At 41.6% G+C, this 24,594-nt stretch carries 24 protein-coding genes; 7 read left to right on the top strand and 17 right to left on the bottom strand.

The features are described from left to right. Positions 1 to 11: 11 nt before the first annotated feature. From kdsB to AXW61_RS04950, 10 genes are all read right to left on the bottom strand, one after another. A complete protein-coding gene (kdsB, locus tag AXW61_RS04995; RefSeq protein ID WP_062032911.1) occupies positions 12 to 773 on the bottom strand; it encodes a 3-deoxy-manno-octulosonate cytidylyltransferase in 762 nt (253 codons plus the stop codon). 8 nt (positions 774 to 781) lie between these two features. After that, complete coding sequence (gene lpxK, locus AXW61_RS04990) at positions 782 to 1,786, bottom strand: tetraacyldisaccharide 4'-kinase (RefSeq protein ID WP_062032909.1); 1,005 nt, start codon at positions 1,784 to 1,786, stop codon at positions 782 to 784. A gap of 3 nt (positions 1,787 to 1,789) precedes the next feature. Beyond that, entirely contained in the window at positions 1,790 to 3,517 is a 1,728-nt protein-coding gene (gene msbA, locus AXW61_RS04985; protein WP_062032906.1) for a lipid A export permease/ATP-binding protein MsbA, read from the bottom strand. Further along, positions 3,517 to 3,939, bottom strand: coding sequence for a biopolymer transporter ExbD (locus AXW61_RS04980; RefSeq protein WP_004696832.1), 423 nt, complete (start codon positions 3,937 to 3,939; stop codon positions 3,517 to 3,519). The genes msbA and AXW61_RS04980 overlap by 1 nt, the downstream gene beginning before the upstream one ends. An 8-nt stretch (positions 3,940 to 3,947) precedes the next feature. Next, positions 3,948 to 4,598: a MotA/TolQ/ExbB proton channel family protein gene (locus AXW61_RS04975; RefSeq protein WP_062032905.1), complete on the bottom strand. Its 651-nt coding sequence runs from the start codon at positions 4,596 to 4,598 to the stop codon at positions 3,948 to 3,950. 35 nt (positions 4,599 to 4,633) lie between these two features. Beyond that, complete coding sequence (locus tag AXW61_RS04970; protein ID WP_004696828.1) at positions 4,634 to 5,521, bottom strand: ParB/RepB/Spo0J family partition protein; 888 nt, start codon at positions 5,519 to 5,521, stop codon at positions 4,634 to 4,636. Continuing rightward, positions 5,518 to 6,300: a ParA family protein gene (locus AXW61_RS04965; RefSeq protein ID WP_005401148.1), complete on the bottom strand. Its 783-nt coding sequence runs from the start codon at positions 6,298 to 6,300 to the stop codon at positions 5,518 to 5,520. Before AXW61_RS04965 ends, AXW61_RS04970 begins: the two co-directional genes overlap by 4 nt. Positions 6,301 to 6,325: 25 nt before the next feature. Beyond that, complete coding sequence (gene rsmG, locus AXW61_RS04960; RefSeq protein WP_004696825.1) at positions 6,326 to 6,958, bottom strand: 16S rRNA (guanine(527)-N(7))-methyltransferase RsmG; 633 nt, start codon at positions 6,956 to 6,958, stop codon at positions 6,326 to 6,328. 84 nt (positions 6,959 to 7,042) lie between these two features. Further along, positions 7,043 to 7,732 (bottom strand): N-acetylmuramate alpha-1-phosphate uridylyltransferase MurU, encoded by a 690-nt coding sequence (gene murU / locus AXW61_RS04955; RefSeq protein ID WP_062032902.1) that lies wholly within the window; start codon positions 7,730 to 7,732, stop codon positions 7,043 to 7,045. After that, a complete protein-coding gene (locus AXW61_RS04950; RefSeq protein ID WP_062032899.1) occupies positions 7,729 to 8,745 on the bottom strand; it encodes a phosphotransferase in 1,017 nt (338 codons plus the stop codon). The genes murU and AXW61_RS04950 overlap by 4 nt, the downstream gene beginning before the upstream one ends. Before the next feature lie 121 nt (positions 8,746 to 8,866). Between AXW61_RS04950 and lptD the strand changes: the two genes are divergently transcribed. Both lptD and AXW61_RS04940 read left to right on the top strand, forming a co-directional pair. Next, positions 8,867 to 11,326 carry an LPS assembly protein LptD gene (lptD, locus tag AXW61_RS04945; protein WP_062032897.1) on the top strand — a complete coding sequence of 820 codons (2,460 nt, stop codon included), beginning with the start codon at positions 8,867 to 8,869 and terminating at the stop codon, positions 11,324 to 11,326. Then, entirely contained in the window at positions 11,326 to 12,630 is a 1,305-nt protein-coding gene (locus tag AXW61_RS04940; RefSeq protein WP_004696818.1) for a peptidylprolyl isomerase, read from the top strand. Before lptD ends, AXW61_RS04940 begins: the two co-directional genes overlap by 1 nt. Before the next feature lie 118 nt (positions 12,631 to 12,748). On the opposite strand, the gene hfq is transcribed toward AXW61_RS04940, so the two are convergent. The 4 genes from hfq to tsaE all read right to left on the bottom strand — a co-directional run bounded on the left by hfq (position 12,749) and on the right by tsaE (position 16,721). Beyond that, positions 12,749 to 13,267 (bottom strand): RNA chaperone Hfq, encoded by a 519-nt coding sequence (hfq, locus tag AXW61_RS04935; RefSeq protein WP_062032896.1) that lies wholly within the window; start codon positions 13,265 to 13,267, stop codon positions 12,749 to 12,751. A gap of 93 nt (positions 13,268 to 13,360) precedes the next feature. Continuing rightward, complete coding sequence (gene miaA, locus AXW61_RS04930) at positions 13,361 to 14,305, bottom strand: tRNA (adenosine(37)-N6)-dimethylallyltransferase MiaA (protein WP_062032894.1); 945 nt, start codon at positions 14,303 to 14,305, stop codon at positions 13,361 to 13,363. A gap of 6 nt (positions 14,306 to 14,311) precedes the next feature. Continuing rightward, positions 14,312 to 16,252 carry a DNA mismatch repair endonuclease MutL gene (gene mutL, locus AXW61_RS04925; protein WP_062032893.1) on the bottom strand — a complete coding sequence of 647 codons (1,941 nt, stop codon included), beginning with the start codon at positions 16,250 to 16,252 and terminating at the stop codon, positions 14,312 to 14,314. Continuing rightward, complete coding sequence (gene tsaE, locus AXW61_RS04920) at positions 16,245 to 16,721, bottom strand: tRNA (adenosine(37)-N6)-threonylcarbamoyltransferase complex ATPase subunit type 1 TsaE (RefSeq protein WP_058951858.1); 477 nt, start codon at positions 16,719 to 16,721, stop codon at positions 16,245 to 16,247. Before tsaE ends, mutL begins: the two co-directional genes overlap by 8 nt. A gap of 121 nt (positions 16,722 to 16,842) precedes the next feature. On the opposite strand from tsaE, the gene AXW61_RS04915 reads away from it, so the two are divergent. The 3 genes from AXW61_RS04915 (at position 16,843) to AXW61_RS04905 (ending at position 18,739) form a co-directional block, all read left to right on the top strand. Beyond that, entirely contained in the window at positions 16,843 to 17,757 is a 915-nt protein-coding gene (locus AXW61_RS04915; protein ID WP_062032891.1) for a pseudouridine synthase, read from the top strand. 112 nt (positions 17,758 to 17,869) lie between these two features. After that, on the top strand, positions 17,870 to 18,205 hold the full coding sequence (locus AXW61_RS04910; RefSeq protein ID WP_004696803.1) for a type II toxin-antitoxin system RelB/DinJ family antitoxin: 336 nt from the start codon (positions 17,870 to 17,872) through the stop codon (positions 18,203 to 18,205). A gap of 93 nt (positions 18,206 to 18,298) precedes the next feature. Beyond that, positions 18,299 to 18,739, top strand: a complete 441-nt coding sequence (locus AXW61_RS04905) for a GNAT family N-acetyltransferase (RefSeq protein WP_004696801.1) — start codon at positions 18,299 to 18,301, stop codon at positions 18,737 to 18,739. Positions 18,740 to 18,749: 10 nt separating this feature from the next. Here the strand turns inward: AXW61_RS04905 and AXW61_RS04900 are convergent, their stop codons facing one another. Then, on the bottom strand, positions 18,750 to 19,484 hold the full coding sequence (locus AXW61_RS04900) for a pseudouridine synthase (protein ID WP_062032890.1): 735 nt from the start codon (positions 19,482 to 19,484) through the stop codon (positions 18,750 to 18,752). A 136-nt stretch (positions 19,485 to 19,620) separates the two neighbouring features. Between AXW61_RS04900 and AXW61_RS04895 the strand changes: the two genes are divergently transcribed. Both AXW61_RS04895 and AXW61_RS04890 read left to right on the top strand, forming a co-directional pair. After that, positions 19,621 to 20,079: a DUF441 domain-containing protein gene (locus tag AXW61_RS04895; protein WP_062032888.1), complete on the top strand. Its 459-nt coding sequence runs from the start codon at positions 19,621 to 19,623 to the stop codon at positions 20,077 to 20,079. 247 nt (positions 20,080 to 20,326) lie between these two features. After that, positions 20,327 to 21,547 (top strand): MFS transporter, encoded by a 1,221-nt coding sequence (locus tag AXW61_RS04890; protein ID WP_062032886.1) that lies wholly within the window; start codon positions 20,327 to 20,329, stop codon positions 21,545 to 21,547. Between the two features lie 212 nt (positions 21,548 to 21,759). On the opposite strand, the gene AXW61_RS04885 is transcribed toward AXW61_RS04890, so the two are convergent. Then, positions 21,760 to 22,743: an ion transporter gene (locus AXW61_RS04885; RefSeq protein ID WP_062032884.1), complete on the bottom strand. Its 984-nt coding sequence runs from the start codon at positions 22,741 to 22,743 to the stop codon at positions 21,760 to 21,762. Positions 22,744 to 22,844: 101 nt separating this feature from the next. Beyond that, entirely contained in the window at positions 22,845 to 24,560 is a 1,716-nt protein-coding gene (locus tag AXW61_RS04880) for an AAA family ATPase (RefSeq protein WP_062032881.1), read from the bottom strand. Positions 24,561 to 24,594: the final 34 nt, after the last annotated feature.

Genomic DNA, 24,594 nt, shown 5'->3' with positions numbered 1-24,594 from the left:
CCTAAGTTCTTTTATGCAAAATGAGCCACATCCATGGCATTTAAACGATCCAAATCTTCTTGTGTATCCACACCTGGCGGCAAGTTCGCTTCTGCGATATCAATGGCAATACGGTGCCCATTCTCCAAAACACGTAGTTGCTCTAGGCTTTCGAGCTTTTCGAGTGTACCCATATCCCATGTCACATATTCTTGAAGTAATTTCACGCGGTAAGCATACAAACCCAAATGACGGAAGGCTTGTTCATGCAACGTTTGTTCCACTTGTTTTGCAGCATCTCGGTCATATGGAATAGTAGCACGACTAAAGTAAAGTGCTTGTTTGTACTTCGACATTACCACTTTAACAATACTGTCACGTTTAAATTCATCTAAATGCTGAATTGGTTCGCACAAGGTCGACATTGAACAATCAGTTTGTGACTCTAAAAGTTGCGCGACTTGCTTGACCAAAGTTGCAGGCAACAAAGGCTCATCACCTTGAACATTCACAATGATATCTTCGCTGCCCCAGCCCTTAATTTTTGCCACTTCACTTAGGCGGTCTGTTCCAGAGGGATGAGCCGCTGAGGTCAACACCACATCCACCCCTTCAGCTATGCAAAGATCATAAATCAGTTGATCATCCGTTGCGACGCAGAGATCATCAAAACCTTCAACTTTCTTCGCCTGATCAACGACCCGTAAAATCATTTCACGACCATGAATTTTAAGGAGTGGTTTTCCAGATAAACGTGTGCTCGCAAAACGCGCAGGAATAACAATATGCTTCATAATAGACCTTAAGAAATTTCAATACCTACAGCGGCGAGCTGTTGATGTAAGGTGTCATAACACGCCGTCGATAACACAGCATCGACAGGAACAACCCAAATATCGCGGGAAAAACTAGGATTTTGTTTGAGCAGTGCTAAAATTTTCACTGCATCTTTTTCAGTGGTAATGATGGGATTGGCATCATCAAAGACCAAATCCTCTAATTCATATTCATAATGATCAGCAAACTCATGACACTGGAACTGCTGCACCCCCATACGCTCTAAAGTACGATAAAAACGCTGCGGAAAACCTATTCCCACGACCGCATAAAAATCATTTTGCGGATTAAATGCTTTTGCTTCAGTACTGTTCAACAAGTAAGGCTCTGCAACTTCTAAGTGCATGTGCATAGCACGAGTAGGATGATCTGCATGTTCGATTACTACGCCTTGATCCAATCTAGACTTTGGCTCTCGTAAATAACCTTCGGGCAATAACTTTTCATTGCCTAGTCCACGATTATTATCTAGGACAATCCATTCAATTTGGCGATTCAATGCCCAATGTTGCAGCCCATCATCACTAATGATCAAATCAATCGGATAGTGAGATAAAAGCAGTTCAATACTTTCTTGACGATTGGGACCCACTGCCATCGGTACATCAGTGGATTGCACGATGAGCGTTGGCTCATCACCTACATTTTCAGGCAATGAGTTGAGATCCACCATAGTCGGAAATGGCCCTTTGGCACCATAACCACGACTGATCACACCCACTCGAATATTCTTACTTTGTAAGTAACTCACCAAGTGAATGAGCAGCGGGGTTTTACCACTCCCACCCACGGTAATATTACCAATCACCATGACAGGCACAGGAGCCGTATAGGCTTTTCTAATATTGCACCGATACAACTTACGGTTTAAAAGAAAACCGCCTCGATATAACCAAGACAGCGGACGAAGCACAATTAACCACTTTGCTTGTGAGTTCCAAGCATCCTGAATAAACTGTGCACCTGACATGACTTAGTTTTCCTCAAAATTACGCTGATGGAGCTGATAGTAAGCACCCTGCTTCGCAATCAGTTCAGCGTGTGTACCTTGCTCTACTATACGCCCTTTATCCATCACCACAATACGGTCTGCATTCTCGATGGTTGATAAACGATGTGCAATTACAATCGTGGTACGATCTCGCATTGCAGCATCAAAAGCACGCTGAATAAAGTACTCTGATTCATTATCAAGCGCGCTGGTGGCTTCATCCAATATCAATACAGGCGCATTTTTCAAAATCGCACGAGCAATGGCTATACGTTGACGTTGGCCACCCGATAAATTAAGGCCTTGTGCCCCCAACTTAGTGTTGTAGCCTTGTGGTAAAGCCATAATGAAGTCATGTGCATAGGCCGCTTTTGCTGCTGCAATTACCTCTTCATCCGAGGCGTTTTCAAGCTGACCATAGGCAATATTGTCACGTACAGTACGGTTAAATAAAACCACTTGCTGATTGACCATTGCCACTTGGGTACGCAGACTATTGATTTCAATATCCTGAATATCGATCCCATCAAAAAGAATTTGACCCGAGGTCGTATCTTGGAAACGCACTAACAAGTTCACCAAAGAGGTTTTACCAGCACCAGAGCGCCCCACTAAAGCAATCGTCTCACTCTCTTTGACGCTTAAATTAAAATCATGCAGTGCTTGATAGCCATCGACATAAACTAGGTTCACATGTTTAAAGTCAATATTGCCTTTCAACACTGGAGTTAACGTCCCAGTATTTTTTTCTTCAGGTAAATCTAAAAGCTCAAAGACTGAATGCGCGGCCGCCATACCCCGTTGGATTTTCTCATTCACATCAGTCAGTGCCTTAATGGGCTTACTCAACATGCCGGCTGCGGTAATGTACGCCACAAATTGTCCTGCATTGGTATCCTGCATAATCTCTGGGCGCAGTGCAATCCACATCACAATACTCAGTGAAATCGACATGATGAGCTGCACAATCGGGCTATTGAGTTGTTGCACAATCACCATTTTCAAGCCACGACGCAAATTTTCTAAAGACGTATTTCTGAAGCGTTGCTGTTCATAAACTTGTCCACCGAAGCCTTTCACCACCAAGTGGCCATTGACCGTCTCTTGTACCACATGGTTAACATCACCCATGGTGTTTTGAACTTGAATAGAGAGCTTACGCATACGCTTTGCTGCTTTACGGATGAGCAAACCAATCAACGGTGCAAAAATCAAAATACATAAGGTCAAACGCCAGTTGCTATAAATCAGGTAACCCAGTAATGCAATAGCAATTAAACCTTGTTGAACAATAGTTTTGAGTGAATCTGAGGATGCTGCTGTAAGCTGCTCCACATTGAACATAATTTTCGCAGTGATATGACCACTGTTATTATCGAGATAGTACTGTGAAGGAAGGCGCAATAATTTTGCAAAGACTTCTTGGCGGATATTAAAGACCAAGTTTCTTGAGATAACCGCAGTAAAGTAGCCCCCCATGAACAAACCTATTCCACGGAAGAACATCACCAAGACAACTAAAAGCGGGAATAAGGTTGTGAAACCTCGGTCACGATGTTGAATCGCCTCAATAATTTTTTCAAGTAATTTAGCGACCGAAACCTCTGTCGCCGCATTTATAGCAAAACCAATCACCACAAGAATCGCTACGCCCCAATACGGTTTTAAATAGCTCAGTAGACGTAGATAAACTTTTAAATCGTGTTTCACTAATAACCTCGAGAAGGCACTTTGGTACTAATATTAATATTTACAAATCCCAACTGACCAGCCACATCCATCACACGGATCACATCCTGATGGGTTGCTTTTGCATCCGCAGCGATCACAAACATTAGATCACGACGGTCATTGGAAATCTGTTTAATTGCGGTATTTAATTCTGAAACATCTTTCGATGCAATAGACTGACCATTAATTGAATAATGTCCCGTGGAATCTACCACCACTTCAATTTTATGATCAAATGTTTTCGGTGGAACCCCTTGCGCATCGGGCAAGGTTAAATTCATACGACTAAATTGATTGAATGTGGTGGTCAGCAATAAAAACACCAAAATAAATAATAAGCAATCAATCATTGGTGTAAGGTTAATATGAACATCTTCAACTTGTGAACGTTTAAATTTCATACTTCACCTTAGCTCGCTTGTTTCACAACAACATCATGGTTTTCAAGCACAGTTTCTGTTTGCTTATAAAATAAAGCCGCATGAAATAAAGTCGATTGCTGTTCTAATTCAGCAACATACTCTTGAACCAAACGCTGAAAATAACGATAAGCAAATAATGCGGGAATCGCAATGAACATTCCTGCCGCAGTTGTAATCAGCGCTTTAGAAATCCCTGGAATCATCAGTGTTGGATTACTGCTATTACCAATATCAATCATTAAAAATGACTCAATAATCCCCAGTACCGTTCCCAATAACCCCAAAAGAGGCGCGACAGCGCTCAATGTTCCCAAAAAATTGATATTTTTTTCAAGATAACCAATTTCCTGAGAAGCCGTTGCTTCCATCTGCGCACGTGCAAACTGTTCACCTTGTGCCTTACTTTGGTAACCAGCTTCCAAAATACGACCTAATGTCGTTGCCTGTAAATCCTGATTTTGTTTAAGTTTAGGCAAAACCATTTGTACGCTTTGCGCTGGGTTTAATAGCAAATCTTTCGGTAAAATAGCGGATTTCTTTAAGCGAATAAAACGCTCTAAACTAATCGCAACAGTAAAGATCGAACAGAGTACAAGGGGCAGCATAAGCCACCCACCTGCTTTTACCAATTCCCACATAACACTTCCCCAAGTATTTAAAATAGAAAATAAAATTATTCAGCTAAGCAAATATTCAAAATACCATCCAACTCATCTAGTGAATGATAATGAATCGTGAGCTTGCCTTTCCCTTGTTTATTATGATCAATTTTGACATTTGCACTAAAACGATCTGTTAAGCGCTGTGTCAATTGTTGAAGATCTGGTGCAATTTCCGTTTTCGATTTTTCTTGTTTCGGCGCATTGAGATCACGAACATATTGTTCAGTTTGGCGAACGGATAAACTTTTCTCTATCACCAATTCTGCGACTTTCAGTTGATCTTTCCCTTTCAAAGTCAAAATGGCACGAGCATGTCCCATATCCAATAACCCCTGCTGCATAAAGTCTTTAACTTGCTCAGCTAGACTTAATAAACGCAGCAAATTACTTACTGTGGTACGCGCTTTACCTACCGTATCCGCAATTTCTTGATGACTTAAACCAAACTCTTCATGAAAACGTTGTAATGCCATCGCTTGATCAATCGGATTAAGGTCTTGACGTTGGATGTTCTCAATCAACGCCAGTGCAATTGCAACTTGGTCTGTTAAATCACGAACAATGGCTGGGACTTGCGTTAAGCCAGCAAGTTGAGCCGCACGCCAGCGACGCTCACCCGCAATAATTTCATAGGGATGCTTTTCATTATCAATTGGACGAATCACAATCGGCTGCATCACACCATGTTTTTCAATCGATGCTGCTAACTCTTGTAAATCTTGCTCATTAATAAAACGACGTGGCTGATATTCACCACGCTGCAATAAATGCACATCAATTTGTTTTAGCTGACCGTGATCAAGAGCTTGTGCTTCAAGTTGTAATTTCTCTTTTTGAATGGAACCGAGTAAGGCATCTAAACCACGACCTTTTGCTAGTCCACGTTTCTTAACGGTCATGCGTTACTTCCTTTTTTCACTTTGCTTTTCTTAATCATTTCAGCTGCTAAATGTAAATAAGCAACTGCACCCTTCGAGCTTTTTTCAAAATAAATCACTGGCAAACCATGCGCAGGTGCTTCAGCTAGACGCACATTACGAGGAATGACTGTGTCATAGAGTTTTTTGCCAAAGTATTGTTCTAATTCTTCAGACACGTCACGTGTCAGTGCATTACGTGCATCATACATGGTGCGTAGAACACCAATAATTTTTAACTCAGGATTCAATGCTTGTTGAATGCGATCAATGGTCTGTGTTAAATCTGCCAAGCCTTCCAAAGCATAGTATTCACACTGCATTGGAATCATCACGCCATCCACCGCTGCCAGTGCATTAACTGTGATCAAGCTTAAGCTGGGCGCACAGTCCACAATGATGTAGTCATATGTTTGTTCAATTTCTTGCAATGCGTCACGCAGAATAAACTCACGCCCTTCTTGCTCAGCAATCGCAAGTTCAACTCCCGCCAAATCACGGTTTGCACCCAAGACCTTATAACCCACTTCCGCCTTGGTAATTGCAGTTTCTATAGGCACTTCACCCAGTAAAACATCGGTCACTGAATACAGTAGGTCATTTTTTTGAATGCCTGAACCCATGGTCGCATTGCCTTGCGAGTCCATATCGACCAATAAAACACGCTTTTTAAGTACTGCTAAAGATGCAGCCAAATTTACTGCGGTTGTGGTTTTACCTACACCACCTTTTTGGTTCGCAATCGCAATAATTTGTGCCATGACCCGCCCAATCCTTTGAATTTTTTTAGATACGTTTTAATAAAAGTAAGTGTCGTTGTTCGTCCAAACGTGGAACTTTTAACGCAATAATGTCACAACTAAATTCGTTTTTGAATGCTTCAACTTCGTCATGCGGAACCAAGCCTTTCATCGACGCAATAATGCTGTCTGGGTGCATATAAGGCTTCGATGCATTGATAAAATCGGTTAAAGAAGCAAATGCCCGACTGGTAATCACATCAAACTGACCCAAATCATGGATGCTATCTTCATTTTCAACACGCGTTTGAACTGCAATTACATTGGTTAATTTTAGATCTGCAATAAACTGCTTTAAAAAACGAATTTTTTTGCCATTGGAATCGAGCAAAACACATTGGCGCTCAGGTTGGCATAGAGCAATAATCATGCCCGGCATACCACCGCCTGTACCAATATCCAGCAAACGACCTTTCGGCAAATCTTTTAAAATACTTAAACTATCTAATAAATGCTTCACCAGCATTTCTTTAGGATCGCGAATCGCTGTTAAATTGTAAGCTTTGTTCCACAGCACAAGTGCGTCTTGATACTTCAGCAATAAATTTAATGCTTCTTCACTCAAATCTAAGCCAAGCTTTTGACTACCTTGCTTTAAGTCTTGAAAAAATGGATGCATAAAGAAGACATCTCAATAAAATTAAACTGAAGTATACCGATTTCTCAGCCGTGGAACAGTAGCTAACGCTTAGTGATTATGCACTTAAACGTACATACCTTGACGAATCTGTAGATCTAGATCACTTAATCGCTCAGGTGTGCCAACATCCACCCATGCGGCTTGCATTTTCTCGGCAGAAATTTTTCCAGCAGACATCGCTTCTTTTAGCAATGGAGCCAACGGACGCTTACCTGCTTCTAATCCCTTAAACATCTGTGGATGTATAACTGCAACACCACTATAAGTCAGCGCTTCGCCTGACTGCTCTTGTTCAAAGGTATAAGCACGCCCTTGATTTAAGATAAAGTCGCCTTTGGGATGTTGTGTCGGGTTGGGTACAAATACCAGATGCGCAAAATCGGTGTCCAACTGCACATCAAGTAAAGCTTCGAAATCAAAAGTGGTCCAAACGTCACCATTCACTAAAATAAACGGTTCTGTCCCCAGCAGTGGCAGAGCATTAATAATACCACCCGCTGTTTCAAGCCCCTCTTCTTCACGCGTCCAGCGAATAGTCACACCAAACTGTGAACCATCCCCAAGCGCACCAATCAACACATCGGCCAACCAGGCAGAATTAATCACAATTTCTGTGACCCCAATTTGCTTGAGTTTTTCAATATGCCAAACGATCAGTGGTTTACCACCCACTTCAAGCAGAGGTTTCGGTTTATAGAGTGTTAAAGGACGCATGCGGTTGCCAAGTCCCGCTGCCAAAATCATTGCTTTCATGCTGCAACAACCTCATATTTGCCATATTTTGCTTCAAATTTTGGCATCACTTTATCGCAAATAAATTGCATGAAAGGTTGTAGTTCTGCATAAGGTTTGCTTTCTTCAAGTAAATACCACATCACACGTGGCAAATCTTTGAGATAACCTAATTTTCCGTCACGTTCAAATAAACGCACAAAAATACCTAAAATTTTAATATGACGTTGAATTGCCATCAGGTCAGCGTCTTGCTTAAACTGTTCAAAGTCACGCCCTTCTTTGGCAGAAGCTGGCAATAGGTCATAAAACACTTTAAACCAATGATAAACGCGCTCAGGATTCCACTGTACATACGCATCACGTGTAATTGAGATCAGATCATAAGTATCTGCACCAATCACAGCATCCTGAAAGTCAATTACGCCTTGCTCTTGCTCATCTACCAAAAGCATGAGATTACGACTATGGAAATCACGATGTACAATCACTTGAGGTTGAGCCAAAGCAGCATTGGCTAAAATTGCAAATGTACGTTTAATCAGCGCAGACTCCTCATCAGTGAGTTGAATCTGTAAACTTGGCAATAACCAATCTGTCAATAACGACATTTCGGTCATTAACTTCTCATAAGAATAAGCTGGGAAATGACCTACGCCATCAATAGACTGCAATTGAATCAACTGCTTAAAACTTTGCTCATAATGTGCATCGACAGTCTTGTCATCGAGCTGTGTAGACAGTAGCACATCACCAAAATCTTCAAGCAATAAGAAGCCTTGCTCCAAATCTTTCGCCACAATATGTGGTACACGAACACCGTTCGTATCAAAAAATTCATCAATCGTCACAAAAGGCACACAATCTTCTTTTTCTGGTGGTGCATCCATCAGCATAAATGTTTTATTATTCAACTTGATTCGTGCATAACGACGGAAACTTGCATCGCCTGCTAAAAAGTTAATTTCAAATTGATCTGAACCAAGTACAGATGAAATCCATGTTTGTATCAATTGTTCACGTTGTGTATTCATTTGCGATAAATTCTAATACAGGCTGAGTTTTTAAAGTGCTAAGTGTAGCCACTTATCAACTTTTTCTCTATGATGCGACAATAATTAATTGCGTTTTAAGCATACTTGGTAAATGAGACACATGAAGCATCAGTTTAAATTTAATCCTTTAGCGACTGCGATATTTACCCTTCTTTGTGGTAGCTCAATCACAAGCTATGCTGCAACACCAACCACGTCTATTTCAGACGAACAACAATCGCTAAAACAAGCACTACAAGAAAGCTATCCTGGACAAAAGTTTTTCGAACAATACTACGTTGATAAGTCATCTCCTGAAGCTCAACAGCGCCAAGGTCGTTACTTAAGTTCCGCGTATTGCCAAGGCACATGGTTAACCCCTGTAAGCCCTGAAACCAAAGCTGCTGACGCAGCCAATGCGACATCCACCATTACAGCGGACTATGGTCACTACAACCCACAAGGTGACTCTGTTCTTGAAGGTAATGTCCTGATTGATCAAGAAGGTCGTCAAATCCGTGCCGATAAAATCACCATTGATCAAACCCAGACCTTTGCCAATGCTGAAGGTCGTGTGCAAATGGCGCAAAGTGGCTTATTAGCGCAAAGTGACCAAATTAATTACAATCTAAAAACTCAGCAAGGCGATCTGAAAAACAGTTTCTATATTTCAGAAGAACAACATGCGCATGGGCGGGCTGACCAAATCCTACGTGAATCGCAAACGACCACCACGCTAAAAAATGCAACTTATAGCACCTGCCCACCAGAGCAATCGCCAACGTGGAAAATCCAAGCAGACGAAATTAAGTTAAATCAAGAAACTGGCCGTGGTGAAACACGCGGCACAAAACTTTATGTTAAAGATGTGCCCGTTCTCGCTGTTCCTTATTTCAACTTCCCGATTGATGACCGTCGTACTACCGGTATTTTGACACCAAGTTTTGGCTTCACCAATGATGGTGGTGTAGAGCTTGCAGTACCTGTTTATCTCAACTTAGCACCTAACTACGACGCGACTGTTACGCCACGCTATATCAGCGACCGCGGCCCAATGTTTGAGGGTGAGTTTCGCTATTTGACCGAAAACTTTGGTTCAGGTCAAATTTGGGGGGGGTACTTAGCTGGTGACCGAAAATATGACGATGAAGACCGTAAAGATTTGCACTTTTTACATAACTGGCAAATCAATGAACAGTTCTCAACCAATCTTGAATATAACTATGCGTCAGACAAAGACTACTTTACTGACCTAAGTAACAACCCAAACACCAAAACAGACTTAAACCTGCGTCGTGCGTGGGAGTTAAACTATAAAAATGGAATTCCTGGTCTAAAAGCCCAACTGAAAGTTGAAGACTTCCAAACACTAGACGAAACTACGCCCTACGTTGACCGTCCGTATGCACGTTTACCACAGTTCTTACTCAACTATAAAGCGGGTAATGCACTAGGCTTAGAATACGAGTTCAACAACGATACGGCTTACTTTAAAAAGGACTTTGGGACTATCGATGGCGATACCAACGATAGCTTTGAACCAAGCGGCACCCGTGTCTACAATGACTTTTCTGTACGCTATAACTACCGTACACCGTGGGCTTTCGCCATTCCAGAAGTATCTATTCGTAATGTAAACACATTCTACGATCAAGATACCATCAATGAGTTTGACAACACCAACCGCTCATCAAACGACAAGTCTTATGTCGTACCACAGGTGACTTTTGATGCCGGTTTAACCTTTGAAAAAGAAGGCACTTTCTTACAGACATTAAGCCCACGCATGTTCTATGCCTACGCACCCTATAAAAATCAAGATGGCGCACCAAACTTTGACTCTGCAACAGCATCGATTAACTATGATCAGTTGTTTAGTGCAAATCGCTTCTATGGCCATGACCGTCTAGAAGACAATAACTTCTTATCACTAGGCTTAAGCTATAGCTTATTTGATACGGTGGGGCTAGAGCGCTTAAAAGCCAGTGTAGGCCAAAGCTATTATTTCGAAGACCGCCGCGTAACGCTTGACCAAACAGCAGATGTCTTTGACAGAGAAAATCACTCTGGTCCGATTGTCAGCGTATCTAGCCAACTCTCGCAAAACTTTACCCTCGGTGCAAACTCAGCATGGATGGCAAATGGCGATAATGCGCAACGCGACTTACAACTTTACTTTACGGGTGATAAAGGCAACCTCTATAACGTTGGCTATTTCTACCGTAAAGAAATTGCAGACCGTCAAGAACATTACGACCAAGTGGTTGCATCTTTTGTACAACCCATCCATAACAACTGGCGTATTATGGGCCATGCTCAATATGACTTAGACAACAATGTCGCTCGTGAATACCTCCTTGGTGTCAATTACGAGTCTTGCTGTTGGGGAATCTCCGTTTATGGTCGTGAGTACTATAACGACTTGGATGACGTCAATGCTGCAGGTGTAGAACCTAAACGTGCAATTATGGCCGAAATTACACTTAAAGGCTTAGGCGGACTCAACAGTAAACTTTCATCATTACTAGAAAATCGTATTCTAGGCTTTAACAATATTAATCAGACTTGGACAGACCGTTAATGAAGACAAAACAGTTCAAACAATTTTTTAAAGCGAGTGCTTTGGCTTTAGCTCTCGCAACCGCTATTCCAACTTTTGTACATGCGTCGGATGAAGTTGTTGCTGTTGTCGATAACAGTGTCATTTTGAAGAGTGACTTAGAAGCAAGTATGGCTGAGCTCAAACATCAACTTGAGAGCCAAAAGAAGCAAGTCCCACCAGAGCAATATTTGGCACAACAAGCATTAGAGCAACTGATTATTCGTCAGACTCAGCTTGAGCAAGTGAAACGTTACAACATTCAACCTGATGAAAAAAGCTTGAATGAAGCGGTTTTAAATGTTGCAAAACAATCTGGTAGCACAAGCCTAGAAGCATTCCAACAAAAGCTCGATAAAATGGCACCAGGAACCTATGCTTCTTTGCGTAGTCGCGTTGCTGAAGATTTAGCAATCAATCGTTTGCGCCAGCAAATCGTTACCTCTCGTATCCAAATTTCAGACCAAGACGTTAAAAACTTCTTAAATACACCACAAGGTCAAGCAGCACTTGGCAATCAAGTACATGTGCTACATGTGCGTGTTTCAGGTGACAATGCTGATGCTGTGGCGAAGCAAGTCAAAACTGTTCTAGCAAACGACAATGACGTCGCTGCAATTGCTAAAAAGTTCAGTACTGCTGGCACCAAAGTTGAAGGTGCAGATATGGGCTTTAGAGCACTTTCTGACATCCCTAGCGAGCTTGCAGCACGTGTGAGTCCACTCCAAGTGGGACAAACCACAGATTTAATTACAGTACGAGATGGTGTACATCTTTTAAAATTAGTTGAACGCAAAGGTGCTGAGCAAAAAGCAATTGTACCTCAATACAAAGCACGCCATATTTTGATTCAACCCTCTGAAGTGGTTAGCCCTGAAAATGCTAAACAAATGATCGAAAGCTTGTATAACCGCGTTCAAAAAGGTGAAGACTTTGCAGTCTTAGCTTCAACCTACTCTAATGACACAGGTTCAGCACGTGATGGCGGGAGCTTGGGTTGGGTCAGCCCAGGTGTGATGGTTCCTCAGTTTGAAGAAACCATGAAAAATACGCCTGTAGGTCAAACCAGTAAACCTTTCCAAACCCAATTTGGCTGGCATATTCTTCAGGTGACTGAAACACGTCAACAAGACATGACTGCTGAATACCAAGAACGTATGGCACGTCAAATTTTAGGTGAGCGTCAATTTGATGCAGAGCTTGATAGCTGGTTACGCGAAACACGCAACAGAGCTTATGTCGAAATCAAAGATCCGAACTTAGACCGTAAGAACAACAAGTCATAAGTTTGGATAAATAAAAAGACCAGCATGAATGCTGGTCTTTTTATTTATCCGCTTAGACTAAAACTAAAAATTTGGCATAAAAAAAGCCTCTCATGTGAGAGGCTTTTTTAACAATCAATTAACGATTATTTTCGTCATCTTGAGTGTCTTCAAATTTTGATTCGCCATCAAAACCAGTCGATTGACCACCAAAGCCACCTTGACCACCGAAGCCACCTTGACTACCAAAGCCACCACCTTGACCACCGAAGCCACCTTGACCACCGAAGCCACCTTGACCACCGAAGCCACCTTGTTGACCGCCAAAGCCGCCTTGTTGACCGCCAAAGCCGCCTTGTTGACCGCCAAAGCCGCCTTGTTGACCACCAAAGCCGCCTTGTTGACCACCAAAGCTACCTTGTTGACCAGCGCCAGCAGGTGCACCAGCAGGACGTGGGTTACGTGCAGGAACAACTGTAGAAATTGCATGCTTGTAAACCATTTGGCTTACTGTATTTTTTAATAAAACAACATATTGGTCGAAAGATTCAATATGACCTTGTAACTTAATACCGTTTACAAGGAAGATAGAGACAGGAATACGTTCTTTACGGAGAGAATTTAAGAACGGATCTTGCAAAGTTTGACCTTTAGACATGTTATAACTCCAAAAAAATTTAAAAATCAGCGCAAAAAACTATCTTTATTTTTCAATTAAAAATTATAAAAAAGATAGTAGCTAAATTTTGCTTTATCCATAGCAGTTTCGCAAGTCTTCTTGTGCCTGCGTGATAGTAGAATACGTTGTAAATTTATGTGCCTCTTGCAAAGATCTTAACCAAGTGTATTGACGTTTGGCAAGTTGTCGTGTCGCAAAAAGTGCTTTATCCTCCATTTCACGTTGTTTTTCGACAGTTTTATCTCCTTTCTGTAAAAATTCGAGTGCTTGTCGATAACCAACTGAGCGCATAGAGGGTAAATTTTCATCTAAATCGTATTTTTTCATAAGTGCTTCCACTTCATTCAAAAATCCGATGTCCCACATAATTTTCAATCGTTGTGCAATTCTTTGGTGCAATTCGGCACGGTCTGGCATCAAAGCATAATTATGAAAATTATAGCGATAAGGCACGTTTTTAGGCTGTTCAGCTTGAAGTTTAGTAATGGGCTGCCCTGTCAATTTGTAAACTTCTAAAGCCCGAATAATCCGTTGTTTATCACTCACTTTAAATTTTTCGCCCGCCAGTGGATCCACATTACATAATTCAGCATAGACCGCAGACCAACCCTCACTTTCACCTTTGGCTTCTATTTCAGCACGAACAGCATAATCTGCGCTCGGTAAATTGCTTGAAAGACCTTCTAAAAGTGCCTTGAAATAGAGCATGGTTCCACCCACCAAAATCGGGGTTTTACCTCGTGCATGCATGTCATCAATTAAACCACATGCATCTTCAACAAAGTTTGCAGCCGAATAGACTTCTAATGGGCTAATAATATCGATAAGGTGATGTGGATATTGCAGCAACTCTTCTTTGGTTGGTTTAGCTGTACCAATATCCATATCCTTAAAGACCAATGCTGAATCTACAGATATCAGTTCAAAATTTCCTTGCTCATAGAGCTGACATGCCAAAGCAGTTTTACCACTTGCAGTTGGCCCCATTAAATTGATGACCGGCAATTGAGTTGACATGTACAACTACTCTCCTCGAGCAAAAAGCTTATCTAGTTGAGCCAATGGAAACGCACGCCAAGTTGGGCGACCATGGTTACATTGGCTGGCAAATTCAGTTTGTTCCATTTGACGAAGCAAAGCATTCATTTCAGAAAGACCCAAAATGCGATGGGCGCGAACAGCACCATGACAGGCCATACCCGCTAGAATTTGATCACGCTTTTGCAGTAAGCCCTGCGCTTCATCATTTGGATCCAAATCGTTCAGTAATTCAGGTACCAGCGCCTCAAAATTGGCTTTATGTAAAATCGCAGGCACACCACGAACAATGACCTGCTCATCGCCATATTGATCAATTTCAAGACCTAAACGCGCCAATTGATCTTTGAGTTCTTCCACTCGTGTCGCTTGCATCCGCGTGATATTAATCACTTTGGGAATAAGTAACTGCTGAGAAGTCCAAAACTCTGGTTTATCCCACGCTGACTTCATTTGCTGTAGCAAAATACGCTCATGCGCTGCATGCATATCAACAATAATCAGCCCTTCTGTATTTTGAGCCAGCACATAAATACCATGCAATTGTGCAATTGCAATTCCCAACGGATGTTCATCGACTTTTGGGCTTTGCACTGTAAAATCAGCCAAAGACTGAGCTTGATCAACAGCAGATGACGTATCACGCAGAGGTGCTAAATAGCTTTGCAAGGCATTATTAAGCTGTTGTGAGCCCTGATAGCGTGAAGGTTGCGCCGAATAATGGACGCCTTGCGGTTGATTTGAACTAAAGTCAGTCAGCACATCCGATGGGGCTTGTTCACTAGCTTGTTCAGGCTCAACACGACGATGCAACTGCAAAGGCTCTTGATAACGAGGCTGCACAGACATCAAAGCTTGATTCTCTGCAACCTTCATTGCATCAGATAAATCTGCGGTTGCCGTTTGAAACTGCGATAAAGTCTCTTTGGCATAGTGACGTACAAATTCATGTACTTCACGTTGATTCAAAAAGCGAATTTCATGTTTGGTCGGATGTACATTGACATCAATATTTTCGGGGTCGACTTCCAGAAAAAGTAAATAACCCGCATGCTGATGTCCATGCAAAATACCATCATAAGCCATACGCAGCGCATGAGAGATGGTTTTATCTTTAACAATTCGACCATTCACATAAACATACTGCAAGTCAGCCTGAGCCCGCGCATCGGAGGGATGTCCCAACCAACCTGTTAAACGCATGTTGATGCTATCCGCATCCATCCAATAAGCATTTTCAGTAAATGCGCGCCCTAGCAACTGCTGTACGCGCTGAAAACGTAGCTCACCACTGTCTGCAATCGGCAAGTTCAATTTGATGTTTTGATTATGTTCAAGCACAAAACGAATATCGAAATGCGTCAGCGCTAAACGCCGAACAATTTCCTCAATATGACCAAACTCTGTGCCAGGTTTTTTGAGAAATTTTCGACGCGCAGGCACATTAAAAAATAAATCTTGTACCCGAATATGCGTACCTTTCGGTGCAGCTACAGCCTGAATCTCTTGATGGTCAAATGCAGTTCCATTGACTTCAACTTGATAGCCAATTCCATCATCCGCTTGACTACTGGTTAAGGTTAAACGCGACACCGCTGCAATAGAAGCCAATGCCTCTCCGCGAAAGCCTAAACTGACAATTGCATGTAAATCTTCAGCGGTTTGGATTTTACTGGTCGCATGGCGCATCACCGCCAAAGGGAGATCTTCTGCGTGAATCCCTCGACCATTGTCCATGATTTCAATTAAAGTACTGCCGCCTTGCTCTACCCGAATAATCAGCTCTGTCGCACCTGCGTCAATCGAGTTTTCAAGTAACTCTTTGACCACAGACGCTGGACGCTCAATGACTTCACCCGCTGCAATTTGGTTGGCTAAAGCAGGATTCAAAGTATGAATACGGCGTATCTTTAAATCATCACGCATTGTTTAATTGGCTCTCTAATGCTTGTAATAATGCTACTGAATGGAAACTTAAGGTAGCAGACCGTGTCAGTTCATCTTCCGATTTTTGAATATCAATAATTAAGTCCGCCTCAGGGATCTCATCGCCCCCTTTAGACGGCCATTCAAACAAAAACAGTGCATTGGGCGTTTCCAAATAGTCACGAATGCCCATTAGCTCCAGTTCATACGGATCGTTTAAACGATACAAGTCAAAATGGAAAATATCACGGCCTTGAATTTGGTACGGCTCAACCAAAGTATAGGTTGGACTTTTTACGGAACCCTGATGGCCTAAATGCTGTAAATAATGACGCGTTAAGGTGGTTTTACCTGCCCCCAAATCGCCAATTAAATACACTACACCCGTCGTAAAATGCTGTGCCAAAATTTGCGCTAAATTTTGGGTATCTTGTTCATTATTGAGCGTTAAATTAAATGAATACTGCATAATACTCACGACAAGTGACAAAAGAACAATTATGATAGCACTGGACTCACAAAATGCCCAAGCCACAAGCTTGAAATCTCGTATTTAACTGCGCCAACCGATTAGATATTGCCTGCACATCATGCTCAACATAAAACCTGCTGAATTTTACCCTCCCACACTCAATGGCGTGAGCGCAAGTAAAGTGTTTCTACCTAAAATGACGCCCGCACCACACACCGTATTGGCTTATTTATCTGACCAATTTCCGCATATTGAAGCAACTGAGTGGCAGCAACGCTTTCATGATGGTTTGGTCTATGACGCTGTAGGTAATATTCTCCATACAGATTCGGCATATCTTGAAAATCAGCATGTGTTTTATTACCGCTTTTTAGCGTATGAAATTGAAGTGCCATTTCAGCATGACATTTTATTTGAAAACGATCATTTCTTAGTGGTGGATAAGCCGCACTTTCTGACCATCAGTCCCACGGGGCAATATGTTCAACAAACCCTATTGGTGCGCCTGAAAAAACAAACAGGCATTGAGCATTTAACGCCCATCCACCGCCTTGACCGTGAAACCGCTGGCTTAGTGATGTTTTCCAAATGCACTCACAGTCGAGGGATGTATCAGCAAATGTTTGCAGATCGACAGGTTCAAAAAACCTACCATGCAATTGCTCCTTTTCATCGCAAACTCAGCTTTCCACATACTGTAAAGTTGCATATGCAAAAAGGTGAGCCTTTCTACACCATGCAGGTCTTGGACAAAGCACCGAACAGTGAAACTGAAATCATGCTTTTAGAGCATGATGCAACATGGGCAAAATATGAGCTTAAACCCGAGACAGGGAAGCAACATCAACTCCGTGTACACCTTAACTTCTTAGGTCTCCCGATTAAAAATGATCCGTTCTATCCTAAAGTTGTACATAAAGCCGACGATGATTTTAGTCAGCCTTTACAGCTCTTAGCCAAGCATCTTTCATTTAAAGACCCAATAACTCAACAGCTTATGCAGTTTATCTCCAATTTTGAATTGACACTGTAATCTGCTTGTCATTACAAAATAATTTAAAATTCCATTGTATGAATATTGAAATTACAATGGAATTGATTAAAATAACTTCTACCCTTAAGTCGTTCAAATTATTTAAAAAATCATGAGAAAAACAGAAGTCTATCAAATTCGACTCGATTCCCAAGAAAAGAAACAAGCTTTTGCAGTGTTTAAACAACTGGGAATTACACCTGCACAAGCCGTTCGTTTGTTCTTCAAACAAGTGGTTTTAACCAAATCCATCCCTTTCTCAATCGAAAACCAGAACATCAATCTTGAACAGCTGATTAAACTACGTAAGCTCAAGCAAGAACAGAAAGCGGTTGAACACATCACCAGCGCAGACTCAACTGCAACCAATGATTTATTTGCAGACGATGAACATATTGATCTATTTGAGGAATTAGCTGCAATCTTGGGAGAAAGTGACAAAACTTAACAGTGTTGCATTTCTAAACAAATTTTAGAAATATCCCTTTCAAAACTTAGGTATGCTTCATGTAAACATTATAAATACAGCATGGAGTAATACATGATCGTTAGACGTGCCACTTTAGAAGACTTAGAAAAACTTGCTGTATTATTTGATGAATATCGCCAATTTTATGGTGCATCTTCCAACTTAGCGCTTTCCCAAAAGTTCCTTAAACTTCGCCTTGAAAACGAACAAAGCGTCATCTTCATTCATGTCAAAGACGATGTGATTACAGGTTTTGTGCTGCTGTATTTAGGTTTTTCTTCTGTGGCCTGCGCAACTTACTATATTTTAGATGATGTTTACGTTTCTCCACCGCATCGTCGCCATGGCTCAGCAAAACAATTGATTGATACCGCTATTTTGTTTGCGCGACACGAAAAAGCCATTCGTATTACGCTTGAAACTCAAAAGAATAATTATCAATCCCACAGCTTATATGAAGCCATGGGCTTTGTAGCGGATAATGAATTTAAGACCTATCATTGCTTTCTATAGCATTCAGCGTCTAAAGGCCTTCTCTCTCAAGATCATTACGTGTCTTGGCTAAAGCCACTTGTTCGGCATTTAAATAAATCCAACGCCCCTCGCCTAAATCTGGTATACCCGTTAAGTTGAGTGCACCAATTTGCTGACGGTGCAAACTCTCAACTTTATTTCCCACTGCCGCAAGCATACGTTTCACTTGATGATATACCCCCTGGTGTACGGTCATTTGTAGTTCACATTCAGCTAAGCGTTTTACATCTGTTGCAGCAAAACTCCCTTTTTCATTTCGCAGTTCAACCCCTTGCTCCAGCTGTTGAACTTGTTCATCTGTAACGGGGTCGGCCGTTTGCATCCGATACACTTTTGCCACATGTTTTTTAGGGTGTGTCAATGCTTGTAAAAACTGACCATCATCGGTGAGTAACAATAAACCAGTGGTGTCTTGATCTAGACGACCTACACATTGAATGCCACGATTCAAGAGCACATCGTCAAACAAATCAAAAACACTAAAATGATGCGTCGCCTGATGTGAACATTCATAGCCTTGAGGTTTGCTTAAGGCGATATAGACTTTTTCACGGTATTCAAAGCTCTTGCCGTGTACCTTGTAGTGCAGCGCATCCAATTTGAGTTTATGTTTAGGGTCAGTAATGATCTGCCCATCAATTTCAATGGCTGTTTTTTTAATCAACTGTTGGCAATGCTTTCGCGAACCAAATCCTTGCGACTGCAACATTTTTTCCAACAGCATCAGCACACCACATTTTTAAATAAAGGCTCATTTTATACTGAAATACAGGAACATCAATCAAAGGACTTGGATCATTCGGCAAAGTGGCTAAAAAAACGTTACAATGCACATGTTTTTTTGACCAGTCTCGCCCCCTATGCCGAACTTAGATTTGAACCTGATCGTCCTCCTGATCCTACTGGCTTGCGGTATTTTTAGTCACAATTCTGCAGTAACCATTGCTGCGGCAGTACTCATTATTTTGCGGATGACGCCACTGAGTGAATACTTCCCACTCATCCAACAACATGGATTAAATATCGGGATCATCATTTTAACCATTGCAGTTTTGGTACCTATTGCAAGTGGTAGAATTAGTGGTGAAAGTATTTTTAAATCTTTTTTAAGTATCAAGTCATTACTTGCCATCGCGATTGGTGTTTTGGTTGCATGGCTAGGCGGCCGTGGAGTGAAACTAATGTCAAACCAACCCGATGTTGTTGCAGGCTTGCTGGTCGGAACCGTTGCAGGGGTGGCTTTACTGCGTGGAGTTCCAGTCGGCCCACTCATTGCGGCTGGTTTACTTACCCTAATCATTGGTACAGGACAGCCCTAGCCTAGCGAATACAAAAAAAATCCAAATTCTCAAGCTAGGTCGAATTAATCTGTATTTGCTGCCTTTAAATTTGACTTCTTTTTATAGAATGTCCACTCAATATAGCGCTATGAATAAATATTCATCGTGCAGAATCTTCAGAGTTCATATGAATATTACGATTGCTTCGTTCACTTATAACTTTTTTGAACAACCAAATTTTCATGTGATAAAGAAAGTATAATACTTTTCATTTACTCCTCTATTTATGTCCTCTCAAGAAAATAGCATCCCGCCAACCCGCAACTTATCTGTCATTATTTTGGCATTGGCACTCGGTGGTTTTTGTATTGGGACTACTGAGTTCGTTGCCATGGGACTCATCCAAGAGATCTCACAAAGTTTCAATCTCAGCATTCCCGTCACAGGGCATTTTATTAGTGCCTATGCTTTAGGTGTGACTATTGGCGCGCCTGTAATTGCCATTCTGGCCGCAAAGGTTCCGCGTAAAACGCTTTTAATTGGTCTCATGCTATTTTATGGTATCGCCAATGCCAGTACAGCTCTCGCAAACAGCTATGAGTCTATGTTGGTCTCACGTTTTATTGCAGGTTTCCCTCACGGCGCTTACTTTGGTATTGCCGCTTTGGTGGTTGCAGAGTTTGCTGGAAAACAAAAGCGTGCTTCGGCAGTCGCCATGCTCATGATGGGGCTTAATGTCGCGACCGTGATTGGTGTGCCTTTTGCGACATGGCTGGGTCAGCTGTATGGTTGGCGTGCAGGTTTTGAATTTTCTGCATCTATCGCATTTTTGACCGTGGTCGCAATTTGTTTTGGCTTACCTAAAATGCAGCTGCATCACACAGCCAGCATTCAAAATGAACTGCGTGGACTTAAAAATACACAAATGTGGCTAACGCTTGCTGTCGGTGCAATTGGATTTGGTGGGCTGTTTTCTGTCTATAGTTATGTATCGCCTATTTTGACTGAATATACCCATGCTAGCATTCAAGTCATTCCGTTTGCACTGGCATGTATTGGGCTCGGGTTGGTCGTCGGCGGTGTTGTCGCAGGACACTTTGCCGATAAAAACTTAAACAAGGCGATTATTTGGGTCTTAGTTTCCAATGCCTGCTCTTATGTACTTTGTGCTTTATCTATGGATCACCTTGCCACTGCTTTTATTGCACTCTTCTTAGTCAGCTTCAGTATTGCAGGCTTGGGGCCTTTACTCCAAACCCGCTTAATGGATGTCGCTGGTAATGCACAAGGCTTAGCAGCTTCGCTGAATCATTCTGCATTTAATATTGCCAATGCTTTTGGTGCTTTTCTGGGCGGCTGGTTAATTAGCCAAGGTTTAGGTTGGCTAGCTCCAATCTGGGTCGGAGTTTTACTAAGTTTAGGTGGGCTGATTATTTTATTGTTGGCTTTTCAGCATGAGAAAAAGTCGATATCCGCATGTAAAAATGATGCAAATCAGGCTTGTTAACCCCCTATAAATGACTTTTATCTAAAAACAATAAGCGTGCATAAAAACTCAATCGTATTGTTATGCACGCTTTTACAATCCATCATTCAGATTAATATCAGGCCGTTAAGAATCTTACTGGCATTTTTTTAAACTCTAGGTTTTATTCGATACGCGATAACGTCATCAGCATTAAGAAGTTAAATACGAAACTCCTTAACTGACTGGCATAATCATTCAGGTAGTTTCTTCCCACAGTGTGGACAATAGGCATATTGCTCACGCTCTTGCCTTAAAGATTCTTCTTTTTGTTCACGAATGAGCTGTAAAATAATATCCTGTGTTTGCTCTTTGGTCAGCCCAACTTCTTTACGAACTTCTTCAATTTTTTCTGTTTCTAAGACAAAATCAATATCACTATTTTGGATTAATTCTCGAAATCTAAGCTCAAGTTTTTCTTTACGCTGCTCAAGTTCATTGGCCAAACCATTCGCCAAAATACCCGCAGGTAATGCCGCTAAACCTACCCCTAAGATGGTAATAATCGCTCCAAGAAAGCGTCCTAACGGCGTAATAGGTGTCACATCACCATAACCGACGGTGGTCAGTGTAACCACGGCCCACCACATTGAAGCTGGAATGGAGCTGAAAACTTCAGGTTGTGCCTGACTTTCAATCAAATACACCCCTGCAGCCGCCATAATGATCATAATCATTAAGATGAAAATAACCGCTTGAAATGAGCCTTTTTCGCGCTCAATGACACGTAATAAAATTTGTAGAGAGACAAAGTAACGGGTGAGCTTGAGAAGTCGAAGCAAACGAACAATTCTTAAGAATCGTAAGTCGAACTGAACAAAGAAGTTTAAATACGCAGGTAGAATAGCCAAAAGGTCGATAATCGCCCCACCACTTTTGACCCAATTTAGACGGTTTTTCCAATCCGACTCAAAACTATTAGATTCAGCAATTGACCAAAAACGTAAGAGATATTCGACGCTAAAAACGATAATAGAAAAGATTTCAAAATAATAGAAAAAGTCTTGGTACGACACATAGTACTTTTGTACAGACTCCAGCAAAACCGCAGCTGCATTACTCATAATCAGTGCAATGAGAAAATAGTTCAACCCTCGACTTAAGGGCGTCTCATAATCCTCATTATGCAAATTGTTATAAACAAATTTGCGTAGCGTGTACCAAGCTGTCAATTTCATTACGATTCTAAGTTATTCTTATCCCTTAAAATTCAGTTTAACTGAAGTTCTGGGCAAAGTAAGTAAGAAATTTCTGCACGAAATGCCCTAGTTTTAAGATGTTATTCAATATATAACAGCGCTAGACGAACTTGGTCATAGCCCATACGTGGATTAGTCAGTTCCACAATAGGACGAAGCTTAATCGCACCATCTTCGCTAAAGTGTTCTGTTTGCTGACGCTTCATTAAGCGTTTATAAATTTTCCGCACTTGCTCAACTACTTCTTCTCCAGGATGTGCCACGGAAATATCTAAGCCTTGCTCTTTATGCAACTTTGCCAAGTGGTTAATAATAGTTGCAGCCGTCAAACCGCGCTCTTGTGCGATATCGGCAATTTCATAACCACCTTCAAACAATTCACGTGTTTCATCGAGTGTTGCAGAAGCATAGTTGGCTTTACCTGCATTACGGGCAATTTTCTTTTCATTACGCTCAATCTCAATTTCATTGAGCGTTCCACCGCAGTGACGAATAAATGCCTTGTGTTGTGGCTCAAGATCAATGGCCTCAAAGTGAGTCTCGGCTTCATCGGACAGTTCTTGGAAGCGGCGGTCTGCTTTAATGGCAAGACTATCTAGCTCCAAAGCTTGTTCATTAAATCCCAGCAGCCTTAAACCATCCAAAGTCTTTAAGCGCGACAAAGCCACATAGCCCTGTCCTTTTTCAAAAGTATGACTAAGATTAATTTCCGCTGCTGCTAAAGTCATTCCTTGTGACTTGTGAATGGTGATGGCCCATGCCAAACGTAATGGAATTTGCTGAAAACTGGCAATGGTTTTACCCGCATCATTGTCCACTGACCACGTTTCAGGCTCAACCACCAGTACTGTTCCATCAGTCAGTTTGACTTTAGGCAAGATCCCAAAGTCATCATCTTCTTCAAAGCCCACCACTTCACCTAAGCTACCGTTGATATAGCCCACATCGAAGTTGTTCTTTACAAACATCACTTTGGCATTTTTCTTGAGGGTTAGGTTTTCAGGTGCACGCACAGAAGACTTTAAGGTTTCAATAAGCTTGTCATTGCCATCACACACCGCCTCAAACTGTCGACCTTCATTTTCAATTTCATTCAAATGTTTGAAGTTGATGGTATCCACGTCCATATTATGCGTATATAAACGTGTAAAGATTTCCCCAATATCTTGCTGACGTGTAGCTTGTAAAGCATGCAAGTGCTGAGCGTTAATACTCTGACTGCGGATGGCATTTAGAATATCATTGAGATAATCATTGCCCTGACGATGCTGCTCGGTCAAATAACACACGCGGAATTTAGCTTCCACCCAAGCATCAGACATAAAACAGAATTTATCACGGTTGCGTTCTTCATTTTTACCAACTGGCGGTAACTGGAAGAAATCACCTGCAACAATCACTTGAATCCCGCCAAATGGCTCTTCACTTTCTTTAAAGAACTTAAGGACTTTATTGACCAAATTGAGTTGCTTAGCATGTAACATCGAAATTTCATCAATGATTAAGACTTGGGCATTTTCTAAATTCTCTTTTAAGTATTTACGTTCTTTCATGCGTTTGAGTTCATCTTCCCCCAACGCATCCTTAATTCCAATGCCAGCCCAAGTATGAATGGTCATGCCATTCATATGCGTCGCGGCAATACCTGTGGAAGCAGTAATCGCCACAGGCACTTTGCGGGCTTTTAAATAGTTAATGTATTGGTTCAGCGTATAGGTTTTTCCTGCACCAGCGGAACCGGTTAAAAAGACATTTTCGCCCGCTTTTAAAAGTTTGAGTGCAGTTTCTTGCTTCATAAGACCTATACCATTGATGAACGGCTATAGCCTA

This window comes from Acinetobacter sp. BMW17 (assembly GCF_001592855.1).
Classification (GTDB): Bacteria; Pseudomonadota; Gammaproteobacteria; order Pseudomonadales; family Moraxellaceae; genus Acinetobacter; species Acinetobacter johnsonii.
This window is presented reverse-complemented; position numbering and strand designations above follow the sequence as displayed.